Annotated in this window: 10 protein-coding genes; 1 reads left to right on the forward strand and 9 read right to left on the reverse strand. The window is 73.5% G+C overall.

Translation table 11 applies throughout. The features are described 5' to 3' along the window. Nucleotides 1–206 precede the first annotated feature (206 nt). Nucleotides 207–2,936 carry a phosphoenolpyruvate carboxylase gene (gene ppc / locus QPK52_RS16400; protein ID WP_410540355.1) on the forward strand — a complete coding sequence of 910 codons (2,730 nt, stop codon included), beginning with the start codon at nucleotides 207–209 and terminating at the stop codon, nucleotides 2,934–2,936. 175 nt (nucleotides 2,937–3,111) lie between these two features. Here the strand turns inward: ppc and QPK52_RS16405 are convergent, their stop codons facing one another. The 9 genes from QPK52_RS16405 to QPK52_RS16445 all read right to left on the reverse strand — a co-directional run bounded on the left by QPK52_RS16405 (nucleotide 3,112) and on the right by QPK52_RS16445 (nucleotide 13,643). Further along, nucleotides 3,112–3,942, reverse strand: coding sequence for an LPXTG cell wall anchor domain-containing protein (locus QPK52_RS16405; RefSeq protein ID WP_410538248.1), 831 nt, complete (start codon nucleotides 3,940–3,942; stop codon nucleotides 3,112–3,114). Between the two features lie 208 nt (nucleotides 3,943–4,150). Further along, on the reverse strand, nucleotides 4,151–4,696 hold the full coding sequence (locus tag QPK52_RS16410) for a hypothetical protein (RefSeq protein WP_410538249.1): 546 nt from the start codon (nucleotides 4,694–4,696) through the stop codon (nucleotides 4,151–4,153). Nucleotides 4,697–4,805: 109 nt separating this feature from the next. After that, nucleotides 4,806–5,396, reverse strand: coding sequence for an aminoacyl-tRNA hydrolase (gene pth, locus QPK52_RS16415; RefSeq protein ID WP_410538250.1), 591 nt, complete (start codon nucleotides 5,394–5,396; stop codon nucleotides 4,806–4,808). 103 nt (nucleotides 5,397–5,499) lie between these two features. Beyond that, nucleotides 5,500–6,090 (reverse strand): 50S ribosomal protein L25/general stress protein Ctc, encoded by a 591-nt coding sequence (locus QPK52_RS16420; protein WP_410538251.1) that lies wholly within the window; start codon nucleotides 6,088–6,090, stop codon nucleotides 5,500–5,502. Nucleotides 6,091–6,315: 225 nt separating this feature from the next. Beyond that, the gene (locus QPK52_RS16425; RefSeq protein ID WP_410538252.1) at nucleotides 6,316–7,293 is read right to left on the reverse strand and encodes a ribose-phosphate diphosphokinase; all 978 of its coding nucleotides are present in this window, start codon (nucleotides 7,291–7,293) and stop codon (nucleotides 6,316–6,318) included. A 90-nt stretch (nucleotides 7,294–7,383) separates the two neighbouring features. After that, on the reverse strand, nucleotides 7,384–8,850 hold the full coding sequence (gene glmU / locus QPK52_RS16430) for a bifunctional UDP-N-acetylglucosamine diphosphorylase/glucosamine-1-phosphate N-acetyltransferase GlmU (protein ID WP_410538253.1): 1,467 nt from the start codon (nucleotides 8,848–8,850) through the stop codon (nucleotides 7,384–7,386). A 197-nt stretch (nucleotides 8,851–9,047) separates the two neighbouring features. Further along, nucleotides 9,048–10,085, reverse strand: coding sequence for a cellulose-binding protein (locus QPK52_RS16435; protein ID WP_410538254.1), 1,038 nt, complete (start codon nucleotides 10,083–10,085; stop codon nucleotides 9,048–9,050). 222 nt (nucleotides 10,086–10,307) lie between these two features. Beyond that, nucleotides 10,308–12,632: an SUKH-4 family immunity protein gene (locus tag QPK52_RS16440; protein ID WP_410538255.1), complete on the reverse strand. Its 2,325-nt coding sequence runs from the start codon at nucleotides 12,630–12,632 to the stop codon at nucleotides 10,308–10,310. Between the two features lie 6 nt (nucleotides 12,633–12,638). Then, a complete protein-coding gene (locus QPK52_RS16445; protein WP_410538256.1) occupies nucleotides 12,639–13,643 on the reverse strand; it encodes an SMI1/KNR4 family protein in 1,005 nt (334 codons plus the stop codon). Between the last annotated feature and the right edge of the window lie 137 nt (nucleotides 13,644–13,780).

The following is a 13,780-nucleotide window of genomic DNA, read 5'->3' on the forward strand; positions in this document are numbered from 1 at the left end:
CCCGGAGCGGCCTATCCTGGGGGTCGTCGGACAACGCGGTCCGTGACCTGCCAGAAGCATCGCCGCAAGGAGCCGCACCTGTGAGCAGTGCCGACACCTCCCCGAACCCGGTTGGCAAGAACCCTTCCCCGGCCGCGGAGGTTTCCACGGCGGGCCGTCCGAGTACCCCGGACGCCCGGAATGAACCCAGCGCCCCGGAAGCCCCGCTGGAGGCCTCCGCCGAGGCCCGTGCCGAGACCAGCGCGGCCCTGCGGGCCGACATCCGCCGGCTGGGCGATCTCCTCGGCGAGACGCTCGTCCGCCAGGAGGGCGCCGAGCTGCTGGAGCTCGTCGAACGCGTACGCGCCCTGACCAGGACCGACGGCGAGGCCGCCGCCGCCCTGCTCAGCCGCACCGACCTCGCGACGGCCACCAAGCTCGTGAGGGCCTTCTCGACCTACTTCCACCTCGCCAACATCACCGAGCAGGTTCACCGCGGCCGCGAACTGCGCGCCAGGCGGGCCGCCGAGGGCGGGAACCTCGCCCGCACCGCGGACATGCTCAAGGACGCCGACCCCGCCCACCTGCGGGAGACCGCGGCGAACCTCGGCGTGCGCCCGGTCTTCACCGCCCACCCCACCGAGGCCGCCCGCCGGTCGGTGCTCACCAAGCTCCGCAAGGTCGCCGAGCTGCTGGAGAACACCGACCCCAACGAGCGCCGCCGCACCGACCTGCGGCTCGCCGAGAACATCGACCTGATCTGGCAGACCGACGAGCTGCGCGTGGCCCGCCCCGAGCCGGCCGACGAGGCGCGCAACGCCGTCTACTACCTCGACGAACTGCACCGCGACGCCGTCGGCGACGTCCTGGAGGACCTCGCCGCCGAGCTGGAGCGCGCCGGAGCCCCGCTCCCGCCTGCCTCCCGCCCGCTGACCTTCGGCACCTGGATCGGCGGCGACCGCGACGGCAACCCCAACGTCACCCCCGCCGTCACCTGGGAGGTGCTGCTGCTCCAGCACGAGCACGGCATCACCGACGCCCTGGAGCACATCGACGAGCTGCGCGCCGCCCTGTCCAACTCCATCCGCATCAGCGGCGCCACCGAGGAACTGCGGGACTCCCTGAAGCGCGACCTCGAACTCCTGCCGGAGATCAGCCCCCGCTACAAGCGGCTCAACGCCGAGGAGCCCTACCGGCTCAAGATCACCTGCATCCGGCAGAAGCTGCTCAACACCCGTGAGCGCCTGGCCGGGGACGACCCGCACGTGCCCGGCCGCGACTACCTGGGCACCGGCGAACTCCTGGCCGACCTGGAGCTGGTCCAGAACTCCCTGCGCGAGCACCGCGGCTCGCTGATCGCCGACGGCCAGCTGGAGCGCGTGATGCGCACCCTGGGCGCCTTCGGCCTCCAGCTGGCCACCATGGACGTGCGCGAGCACGCCGACGCGCACCACCACGCCCTCGGGCAGCTCTTCGACCGCCTCGGCGAGGAGTCCTGGCGCTACGCCGACATGCCGCGCGACTACCGGCGGCGGCTGCTCGCCAAGGAACTGCGCTCCCGCCGTCCGCTGGCCCCGCAGCCCGCGCCGCTGGACGCCGCCGGGGCCAAGACCTTCGGCGTCTTCGAGACCGTCCGCAAGGCGCTGGACACCTTCGGCCCCGAGGTCATCGAGTCCTACATCATCTCCATGTGCCAGGGCGCCGACGACGTCTTCGCCGTCGCCGTCCTCGCGCGCGAGGCGGGCCTGATCGACCTGCACGCCGGCTGGGCCCGCATCGGCGTCGTGCCGCTGCTGGAGACCACCGACGAGCTGCGCATCGCCGACGAGCTGCTGGACTCGATGCTCTCCGACCCCTCCTACCGGCGTCTGGTCGCCCTGCGCGGCGACGTCCAGGAGGTCATGCTCGGCTACTCCGACTCCTCCAAGTTCGGCGGCATCACCACCTCCCAGTGGGAGATCCACCGGGCCCAGCGGCGGCTGCGCGACGTCGCCCACCGCCACGGGGTGCGGCTGCGCCTGTTCCACGGCCGCGGCGGCACCGTCGGCCGCGGCGGCGGCCCCACCCACGACGCGATCCTCGCCCAGCCCTGGGGCACCCTGGAGGGCGAGATCAAGGTCACCGAGCAGGGCGAGGTCATCTCCGACAAGTACCTCATCCCCTCCCTGGCCCGGGAGAACCTGGAGCAGACGGTGGCCGCCACCCTCCAGGCGTCCGCCCTGCACACCGCGCCCCGCCAGTCCGACGAGGCGCTGGCCCGCTGGGACGCGGCGATGGACACCGTCTCCGAGGCCGCACACAGCGCCTACCGCGCGCTGGTGGAGAACCCGGACCTGCCCGCGTACTTCTTCGCCTCCACCCCCGTGGACCAGCTCGCCGACCTCTACCTCGGCTCCCGCCCCTCGCGCCGCCCCGACTCCGGCGCCGGCCTGGACGGACTGCGGGCGATCCCGTGGGTGTTCGGCTGGACGCAGTCGCGGCAGATCGTGCCCGGCTGGTTCGGCGTCGGAACCGGGCTGAAGGCCGCGCGCGAGGCCGGGCTCGACAGCGTGCTGGACGAGGCCTACGAGCGCTGGCACTTCTTCCGCAACTTCCTGTCCAACGTCGAGATGACGCTGGCCAAGACGGACCTGCGGACCGCCCGGCTCTACGTGGAGACGCTGGTGCCGCAGGAGCTGCGGCACATCTTCGCCACCATCGAGGCCGAGCACGAGCTGACGGTGCGCGAGGTGCTGCGGATCACCGGTGAGCGGGAACTGCTGGACGCGCAGCCGGTGCTCAAGCAGACCTTCGCCATCCGCGACGCCTACCTGGACCCGATCTCCTACCTCCAGGTCACGCTCCTGGCCCGGCAGCGCGAGGCCGCCGAGCGCGGCGAGGAGCCCGATCCGCTGCTGAGCCGCGCCCTGCTGCTGACGGTCAACGGCGTCGCCGCGGGCCTGCGCAACACCGGCTGACGCGTGCGCCGGCCCCGGCGGTTGCCCGCCGGGGCCGGCGCACGCGAGCGGACACGCGAACGGCGATGGGCCCCTCTCCCACCCGGGAGAGGGGCCCATCGCCTTGTCCGCGGCCGTGCGCTGTGCCCGTTGCGCCCGGTGCCGTGACCACGGCCCGGCACCGGGCCCTCGGGAATCAGCCCTGGGCGGCCTTGCGGCGGCGCATCACCAGGTACGAGCCCGCGCCCAGCAGCGCCGCGGCGGCCGCCGCGAGCGCGGCGACGGGGGCCTCGGAACCGGTCTCGGCCAGGTTGCCGCCGTCGCCCGTCGAAGCGCCCGGCTCCTCGCCGCCCGCGGCGCCCTCGGTGGCCTCACCGGTCGAGCCCTCGGTGGTGGAGCCTTCGCCGGTGGAACCCTCGGTGCCGCCGGTGGTCTCCTCGCCGCCCGCGGCGCCCTCGGTGGTCTCACCGGAGGTGCCTTCGGTGGTCTCGCCGTTGGTGCCCTCGGAGGTGCCCTCGGTGCTGCCGCCGGTGGTCTCCTCCGAGCCGCCGGTGGTGCCCTCGGTGGTCTCACCGGTGGAGCCGCCCGAGGTCTCGCCCGGGGTGTCGGGGTCCTCGCAGTCGGTCCAGAAGACCTTGTGCTTGGCCCGGCCGTTCTCGCCCTCGAAGTTCCACTCCAGCTTGTAGTGGCCGTTGGGGAGGGTCATGTCGTCGGTACGGCCGTGCCCGTCGCCGTCGAGGGTGATGCTGCCTTCCTCGGCGAGCTTCCTGCCGGTGGGCGGGTGCTGGTAGATCTTCCAGGTGACTTCCTGGACGGCGTCGAAGCCGAATGCGTCGAGGTAGAACTCGCAGACCTTCGGCTCGTTCTTGCGGAACTCCTCGCCGGTCTTGCTGTCGTGGATCTTCACGGTGCCGTTGTCACCGTTGCCGCCCTTGGTTGCGGGCGAGATGGCGTGCGAGGTGGGGGCCAGGAGCAGACAGGCCGCTGCGGCCGCCGTCACCACAGACGCCGAAGAGAGAATGCGCATGAAGTACCACCTTCGGTGGCGGGGGACATCTTGGACGTGTGGGGAATGAGGGGGGTGGGCGTAGCCTTTCCCGCCGTACGGAACCGGTCAAGCGCGATGCGCCACCTCTGATCCCATGTGTCACGCTTGTCCCGGAAGACCTCGTGTAACAATCAGGTCAATCTCAAGATCAAAAAGATTGAACCGGAGAGACACCGGAAGACGCTGCTCACAGCAGCGCGAACGCCGCCCCCATCAGCGCGAGCCCCGACAGCCCCGCCCCCCACGCGGTGCGCCGCATGCCCAGACCGCCCGCGATCACCGGCGAGGCCAGCACCAGCGCGCCCGCCAGCGGCAGCCACGCGTACAGCACACCGGCGGTACCGGTGCGCACCACCTCGGCCCCGCCCGGCCCGTCCGATCCCTCCCGGCCGGGCCACAGCGCCACCGGGAGCCGCTCACCGGCCTCGTACGACACCGGCGCCTCGACGGCGACCCCCGCCCGCGCGCCCCCGCCGCCGCCCTCCGGCGCGAACGGCCCCGTGCACGTCCACCCCTCGCACTCGGCGACGGTCATCGTGCCGCGCACCGCGCCGCGGTCGGCCACCGCCTGCCGCGTCCCGTCGAGGGAGATCCACACACCGGCCATCAGCAGCACCGCCGCGACCGCGCCCATCAGCGCCGCCCTCGCCAGCAGCAGCAGGCCGTACGCGCTCTCGCCGGCCCGGCGCACCCGGCTGCGCCCGGCGGAGGTGCCCAGGAACCCAGGAGACATGGCGGGATCCTGGGGCACCGGGAAGCGGACGGTCAACCTCCATGCGCCCCCCGGCGTGCGCCCCGGGACTCCACGGCTCGGGCGCGGCTCGGTGGGGCCCGGGCGCGGCTCAGGAGTTGTACGTGCCCTGCGCCCGCTCCAGGCCGTCCACCACCAGGCACTCCACGGCGTCCGCGGCCCGGTCCACGAAGTAGTCGAGCTCCTTGCGCTCGGTGGAGGAGAAGTCCTTCAGCACGAAGTCGGCCACCGGCATCCGGCCCGGCGGGCGGCCGATGCCGAAGCGCACCCGGTGGTAGCCGGGACCGAGTGACTTGGTGATCGACTTCAGCCCGTTGTGGCCGTTGTCGCCGCCGCCCTTCTTCAGCCGCAGCGTCCCGTAGTCGATGTCCAGCTCGTCGTGGATCACGACCAGACGCTCCGCGGGCACCTTGTAGAAGTCGCGCAGCGCGGTGACGGGGCCGCCCGAGAGGTTCATGTACGACATCGGCTTGGCCAGCACCACCCGGCGGCCACCGGCGCCCGGAGCGCCCAGCCGGCCCTCCAGCACCTGGGCCCGGGAGCGGTGCGTCCTGAACTTCCCCCCGATCCGCCCGGCCAGCAGGTCGGCGACCATGAACCCCACGTTGTGCCGGTTCGCCGCGTACTCCGGACCGGGGTTGCCCAGGCCCACCACCAGCCAGGGGGCGTCGGCGTCGCTCATCGTCGTCCTCTCCTACAGCGGACCTACAGGGGGAAGAACCACGGCCGCCGGCCCGCGCCCACGGCGCGGGCCGGCGGCCGGAGAAAGGGGGTGAGCCCGCAGGTCACTCCGCGGCGGTCTCGCCCTCGGCGGCCTCGCCCTCCGCGGGCGCCTCGGCCTGCGCGGCCAGCACGTTGAGGACGACGGTGTCCTCCTCGACGGCCAGCGAGGAGCCCTTGGGCAGCGGGATGTCCTTGGCAAGGACGGAGTCGCCGGCGGTCAGACCCTCGATGGAGACGGTCACGGCCTCCGGGATGTGGGTGGCCTCGGCCTCGACCGGCAGCGTGTTCAGCACGTGCTCCAGCAGGTTCGCACCCGGGGCCAGCTCGCCCTCGGTGTGGACCGGGATCTCCACGGTGACCTGCTCGCCGCGCTTGACGACCAGCAGGTCGATGTGGACCAGGAAGCCGCGGATGGCCTCGCGCTGCACGGCCTTGGGGATCACCAGCTCCTGGCGGCCCTCGACGTCCAGCGTGATCAGCACGTTCGAGGTCTTCAGGGCCATCATCAGGTCGTAGCCGGGAAGGGCCACGTGGACCGGCTCGGTGCCGTGCCCGTAGATGACACCGGGAACCTTGTTCTCGCGGCGGAGCCTGCGGGAGGCACCCTTGCCGAACTCCTTGCGGACCTCGGCGGAGATCTTGACGTCAGCCATGACGCACTCCTCGTCTCTCAAGTCGGTTCTGTGGCGGTTGCCAGAGCTACTCGGCCACGACTGACCTGCTGCGAAGAGCGCGTCGATAACGGATCACCGTGCCACCGCGGGCACGGCTCCCTCGCCGAGCAACTCCACGAGTCTACCGCCCCGCGAAAGCGGCAGCGGACACGGCGGGGGCGCCGCACCGGGCACGTACCCGGGTACGGCGCCCCCGCCGAACCGTTACGCCTGCTCGTCGAAGAGGCTCGTCACCGAGCCGTCCTCGAACACCTCGCGCACCGCGCGGGCGATCGTCGGCGCCATCGACAGCACCTTGATCTTGTCGACGTCCACCTCGCTCGGCGTCGGCAGGGTGTTGGTGAAGATGAACTCGCTCACCTTGGAGTTCTTCAGCCGGTCCGCCGCCGGGCCGGACAGCACACCGTGCGTGGCCGCCACGATCACGTCCTCGGCGCCGTTGGCGAACAGCGCGTCCGCCGCGGCGCAGATCGTGCCGCCGGTGTCGACCATGTCGTCCACCAGCACGCACACCCGGCCCCGCACGTCGCCGACGACCTCGTGGACGGTCACCTGGTTCGCCACGTCCGGGTCGCGGCGCTTGTGCACGATCGCCAGCGGCGCGCCCAGCCGGTCGCACCAGCGGTCGGCGACCCGCACCCGGCCCGCGTCCGGCGAGACCACCGTCAGCTTGGAGCGGTCCACCTTGCCGCCCACGTAGTCCGTCAGCACCGGAAGCGCGAACAGGTGGTCCACCGGACCGTCGAAGAAGCCCTGGATCTGGTCGGTGTGCAGATCGACGGTGAGGATCCGGTCCGCGCCGGCCGTCTTGAGCAGATCGGCGATCAGCCGCGCCGAGATCGGCTCACGGCCGCGGTGCTTCTTGTCCTGCCGCGCGTAGCCGTAGAACGGCACGATCACGGTGACGCTCCGGGCCGAGGCCCGCTTGAGCGCGTCCACCATGATCAGCTGCTCCATGATCCACTTGTTGATCGGAGCGGTGTGGCTCTGCATCAGGAAGCAGTCGGCACCACGGGCGGACTCCTGGAAGCGCACGTAGATCTCGCCGTTGGCGAAGTCGAACGCCTTCGTCGGGACCACGCTGACACCGAGATGCCCCGCGACCTCCTCCGCCAGACTGGGGTGGGCGCGGCCGGAGAAGAACATCATTTTCTTCTGGCCGGTCGTCTTGATCCCGGTCACAACACAATCTCCTTGCGAGCATCGATTCGTCGGGGCGCACCACGGTGTGCGCTTCTCACGGTACGCCCTGGTCGGGGCGCCTCTGCCGGGTCATCCCCCGGTCACGGGGCCGTCGCCGCTCTCCTCCGCGGCGGCCTGGGCCGCCCGCGCGGCCGCGCTCCCGGGGCGCTTACGGGCCACCCAGCCCGCGATGTTGCGCTGCTGGCCGCGCGCGACGGCCAGCGAACCGGGCGGCACATCCTTGGTGATCACGGACCCGGCGGCGGTGTACGCCCCGTCCCCGACCGTGACGGGAGCCACAAACATGTTGTCCGACCCCGTCCGGCAGTGCGAGCCGATCGTGGTGTGGTGCTTGTTCACCCCGTCGTAGTTCACGAACACGCTCGCGGCGCCGATGTTCGAGTGCTCGCCGATCGTGGCGTCGCCCACGTACGACAGATGCGGCACCTTCGTGCCCTCGCCCACCTCGGCGTTCTTCATCTCCACATACGTGCCGGCCTTCGACCCCGGTCCCAGCCGCGTCCCGGGCCGCAGGTACGCGTACGGGCCCACCGAAGCGCCGGGGCCGATCTCCGCCGAGTCCGTCACCGCGTTGGACACCACCGCGCCCTCGCCGACGACGGTGTCCGCCAGCCGGCAGTTCGGCCCGACCTCGCAGCCCGCGCCCAGACGCGTGGACCCCAGCAGCTGCGTACCCGGATGCACCAGCGCGTCCGGCTCGTACGTCACCGTCACGTCCAGCCACGTCGTCGCCGGGTCCACCACCGTCACCCCGGCCAGCATCGCCCGCCGGAGCAGCCGCTCGTTCAGCAGCCTGCGCGCCTCGGCGAGTTGCACCCGGTTGTTGATGCCGACGATCTCCCGGTGGTCGCCCGCCACACAGGCGCCCACCCGGTGCCCCTGGGCGCGCAGGATCCCCAGCACGTCGGTCAGGTACTCCTCGCCCTGGCTGTTGTCCGTGCCGATCCGGCCCAGCGCCTCGGCCAGCAGCCGCCCGTCGAACGCGAAGACCCCCGAGTTGATCTCCCGGACCGCCCGCTGCTCCTCGGTGGCGTCCTTGTGCTCCACGATCGCCGTCACCGCGCCGTCCTCGGAGCGCACGATCCGCCCGTAACCGGTCGCGTCCGGCACCTCGGCCGACAGCACCGTCACCGCGTTGCCCTGCTCGGCGTGCGACGCGACCAGGTCCGACAGCGTCTCGCCGGTCAGCAGCGGGGTGTCGCCGCAGGTGACCACCACCGTCCCCGCGGGCCGCACCCCGTCGGCCGCCAGCGCCTGGAGCGCCGTGCGCACCGCGTGCCCGGTGCCCCGCTGCTCGGCCTGCACCGCCGTGCGCACCTTCGCGTCCAGCGCCGCCAGATGCTCGGTGACCTGCTCGCGGCCGTGGCCGACGACCACCACCAGCTCCTCGGGATCCAGCTCACGGGAGGCCGCCACCACATGACCCACGAGCGACCGCCCGCAGATGTCGTGCAGGACCTTGGGCCTGGCGGACTTCATGCGGGTGCCCTCACCCGCTGCGAGGACGACGACGGCTGCCGGGCGGTTGGCGCTCACGGGTGTGCCCTTCGGCTTCGGGACGGAACTTCGGACGTCTTGTGGACGGATGGCGGGGCGGGCTGCCGGACCGACACGGAACCCACCCGGGGGACCACCCCCGCGCACCCGGCGGCCACCGCCGGTTCACGGGAGGGACCGCGGCGAAACCGCGCGGGAAGGTGTGGTGTCATCCGCAGGATACCGGGGGGACCCGGTCATTCCGCCGGTGCCCCCTGGCCCGGCACCGTCACGCCACCCGTACCGCCGGGGCCGTCCGTACCGCCGCGTCCGCTCGTTCCCTCGGCACCGCCCGCACCGCCCGCACCGCCCGCACCGCCCGCACCGCCTGTGCCGCCTGCGCCTTCCGGGACGTCCACACCGCCCGGACCACGCCCGGTGATCGCCGCCAGACTCGCGCGCACATGCGCCATGTGCTGCCGCACCGCCTCCCGCCGCTGCTCGTGCGCACGCACGATCCGCTCCGTCTCCCGCTCCAGGCGCTCCTGCCGCAGCCGCGCCCCCGCCAGCAGCTCCGCCGCCCGCTCCTCGGCCTCCGCCTGGAGCCGCCGCGCGTCCTCCTCCGCCCCGGCGGCCTCCCGCCGCGCCCGCTCCAGAACAGCCTCGCCCCGCGCGGACAGCTCGGCGACCCGCTCCGCCACCGCCGACTCGCGCCCGGCCAGCTCCGCCTCCCGCTCCTCGGCCTCCTCCGCCTGCTTCCTCTCCTGCGCCAGCAGCAGCGCCTCGCACCGCTCGGCCATCTCCCGCAGCTCGCGCTCGCCCGCGCCCCGCAGCTCGTCGGCCTCCGCGCGCGCCTGTGCCCGCAGCTCCCCGGCGCGCTCCCGCGCCCGCCCGAGCAGCGCCTCCGCCTCCGCGTCCGCCTCCGCCCGCGCCCGGACCGCACCGCCGTGCGCCGCCTCCCGCCGCGCCCGGCCCTCCTCCTGGGCCCGCTCCAGCACCCGGCGCGACTCCTCCCGCGCCCGCGCCCGCAACTCCCCGGCCTCGGCCTCCGCCTCGGACAGGATCAGCAGGGCCCGCTCACCCAGCGCCTCGAACGTCTGCGGAGGCAGCGCGGCGACCACCCCGCGCAGCCGGTCCGCCTCCGCCTCCAGCTCCCCGGCCAGCACCCCCAGCCGGGTCAGGCGCTCCCGCGCCTCCTCCAGATCCCCGTACAACCCGCTGGTGAAGCGGTCGACCTGCTCGGGCCGGTAACCGCGGCCCCGTACGACGGCGAAACCGTGAGGCGACCTGGACACAGACGACGCAGACATCGTGAACCCCAACCTCGACACAATCCGGCGGATATCCCACCCAGCATGCGCCATGGGACCCCGTGCGCCGCAACCGACACAAACCCCGCGAACACCCACGGAAGCGTGATCCTCCCGGCGCGCCCCCTCGGCCGGAGGAACAGCCGCGCCCGGCCCCGCTCGGCGGAGACCGGGCACGGACACACCGGGAACGGCCGGGCGCGACGGCTAGAGCAGCCCGTCCCACATCTGCTCGAGCAGCACCGACCACCAGTTCTCCGGGCCGGCCAGCGCCGCCGGATCCAGACACGCCAGCATCCCCTGGAAGTCCACCGTCCAGCGGCCCGCCTGCTCCGGCGTCAGCCCGTACCGCAGCCGCCACATCCGGCCCAGCAGCGCCAGACACCGCACGAACTCCGGCAGACCGCTGTTGACGAACTGCACCGCGGCCGGTCCGCCCCCCGCCGGAGCCTCCAGCGGCACCGCCACGATGTGCGCCGTGCCGTACTGCACGCACAGCTGGCGCCCGTAGTCGTTGCCCATCACCAGGTACGAGGCCGCGTCCGCCGCGGACAGCACCCCGCGCTCCTGCGCCAGCTCCGCCAGCGTCGGCACCGGACGCCCGGGCTGCGCCTGCGCCCAGAAGAACGGACCGAACTCCACCGGCAGACCCGCCCACATCAGCGTCTGCGCCACCACGTCCGGAACCCCCTGACGGGAGACCGCACGCTGGTCGAAACGGAACACCGCTTGCGGGCCGAACGCCTGCGCCAGCTCCTGCGCCACACCCTCCGGCCCGGCCGGCGGCGCAGGCTGGAGCAGGTGCGGCGGCGGCAGCGGCACCCGGACCGGCGCCGGACGCGCCGGGCCGTCGGCCACCTGGTGCAACTCGCCCTGGTGCTCTATCAGATGACGCACACCCTGCTGGCGGGAGGCCACATCGCGCCCGTACGGCGCGGTGTGGCTGATCCGCACCTGCGGCCAGGACTCCCGCACCATCCGCGCGCAGTAGCCACCGGGAACGTCGCAGCACTCCAGCTCCGTGTGCAGCTCCAGCACCTGCTGCGGCGGAACGTTCATCGCCCGCAGCTCGTGCAGGATCTGCCACTCCGGATGCGGAGTGCCCGGCGCCGAACGGCGGATCAGCTGCTGCTCGGAACCGTCCGGCGCGCGGTAGCGCAGCACCGCCATGTAACCGGGCCCGACCATCGGCACACCGGAGGGCTGCTGCGGATAGCCGTACGCCGGCGCACCGGGAGGAATCCCCGGTCCGCCCGGCACCCCGGGCGCACCCGGCGGGGTCCCGGGACCGCCGGAGCCCGCCAGCATCGTCGCCGCGTGGTGCACCCCGCCGCCCGGGACGCCCGGCGCAGGGGTGCCCGGAGCGCCCGGCGGCGGGGGAGTGCCGGCACCCCCCTGGGACGCCACCTCCTCCGCCGACACCAACTGCGTCGGCGCATAGGCCGCACCACCGGAGGAACCCCCCGGCGAAGCCGCCCCCGCACCCCCCGGACGAGCCCCGGGCACCCCCGGCGCACCGGGCGGCGGCGGCACGGACGACCCACCGCCGCGCTTCGCCGCACGGCCCGTGGCGACGTCCCCCGGCATCCCCGGTGCGCCGGGCGGCTGCGGAGCACCCGGCGGGGGCGGAGCGCCGGTGCCGCCCGCCGACGGATCGGCCAGCATCGTCGCCGCGTGGTGCACCCCGCCCGGCGGAGTCCGCGGCGGCACGTCCTGGTCCCGCCCCTGCGGCGGCCGGCCCGGGTCCTGCGCGGCGGCCTGCGGGTCCTGCGGACCGCCGACCGCCGGAGCCACCGCCGTCCTCGGCAGCGCACCGCTCTCCGGCAGCAGCGCCGTCCTCGCCTCCGCACTCGCCCCGGACGCCGGACCCGGCCCGCCGTCCTCGTCGTCACTCCCGCTGATCGGCGGCGCGAACACCGTCATCGGCGGCCGCACCGACGCCACATCGCCCCCGCTGCCGCTGGTGTCCGCCGCGTCCCACGGCGAACCGGAACCGGAAGCCGCCGCCGGAGGAGGCGCGGGAGCGGACGTGGACACCGGGGCGGACCCGGGCGCCGGCGACACCGAACCGCCCGACGAACGGCCCGAACCGTCCGACCCCCCCGGGCCGGAGGCCTCACGGCGGCCCGGGATCCCCAACTGGTCCGCCGCCTCCTGCAACCACTCCGGGGGCGTCAGCAGGAACGACGTCGCCTCCAGATCCACCCGCTGCGGCGGAGCCGCGGGCACCGGCGCGGCCGACGTCCCGTACTCCTCCTCGTACCGCCGGATCACCTCACCCACCGGCAAAGCCGGCCACAGCGTCGACTCGCCGCTGTCCCGCGCGATCACCAGCCGCTGCCGGCCACCGCCCGACGACGGACCGTCGGAGCCGGGGGCACCGCCCGGGCTCCCCGAGCCCAGGGGGCCCTCCGCCCACGCCACGAAACCCAGATCGAACTCCCGCACCCGCACCTCACGGTGCTGATACGCCGGAACGCCGCCGTTGATCCAGCGCTCCGCACGCTCCTGCGCCTGCGCGAACGTCACCATCGAGCCTCACCCCTCCACCGGAACGGCACGCGCGAACCCGCCGTCCACCATCAGGCCGGCCACGGTCTCCAACTCCGGCGGATTGCCCGCCAGCCGCAGCAGGAAGTCGTCGAAATCCGCACCGCACGGCAGCAGAAGCTCCGCCACCCGCTCCTGCACCGTCAACCCGTCCCGGTCCCGCGCGTCGTCGTACGCGCAGAACCACACCGACCCCGGCGCCTCACCGCGCACCTTCACCGCGACGATCCCGCCCTGCACGAAGGCCACGGCCAGGTAGTCCTTCGTCAGGTGGTCGCGCAGGCACTTGTTCACGTACACCAGATCGTTGACCGCCGCCTCCTCGCGCACCGTGAAGAACGGCTGATCCACCAGCAGCCCCGACTCCGCGTCCAGCGCCACCCCCGCCGGCGCGCAACCACCCGCCGCCTTCAGGAACGACCGGTACGCCTCCGGCAGCCGGTACCCCAGGGCCTCCTCCACATCCAGCACCTGCTCCTCGGACACCGCCACACCGTGCGGCACCTCGAAGTGCACCGGACGCGTCTCCTGCAACGGCCGCGTCCCCCGCTTCCCGTGATCCACCACAGCCGTCGCCAGACCACCGTGGTGCCGCAGCAGCGCCTTCACCTCCACCGGCACCAACTCCAGCCGGCGGCCGCCCGCCACGTGATGCCACGTCCAGCCGTGCGGAGTCGCCACCGGCGGCAACTCCGCCCACAACTCGTGACCCTCCGCGTGCAGCGCCGCGTTCGCCGACACGTAGTCCGTCAGCCGCAACTCGTCCGCACCGAAACCCTCCGGCGGCTCCGCGATCTCCACCGCCGCACGCGCGAACGGCGAGAAATCCGGATAACCCCGCTCGTCCACCCGCACACCGCCCGGATACCGGGCGGCCCGCACCGGATCCGGAAAACGCACGACCTGCCCGGCATAGGCCGCATTCGGCGGCGCGGACCCCTCCCCGGGAAGAGAACCGGGAGAAACCCCCGACCCAGGCCTACCTGTCGTCATGGCGGTGCCCCCTGCTGGCAACTGGCTCACGGGCGCCGATGGGCGCTGACGAGCACAGCCTATGCGCTACCCCCGCCACCGGTCCCGCCCCGCCCGAGCACCCCGCCACACCCACGGCGGCCACCCCGGCGATCAAC

This window comes from Streptomyces sp. KL2, from assembly GCF_046529545.1.
GTDB classification, from domain to species: Bacteria; Actinomycetota; Actinomycetes; order Streptomycetales; family Streptomycetaceae; genus Streptomyces; species Streptomyces radiopugnans.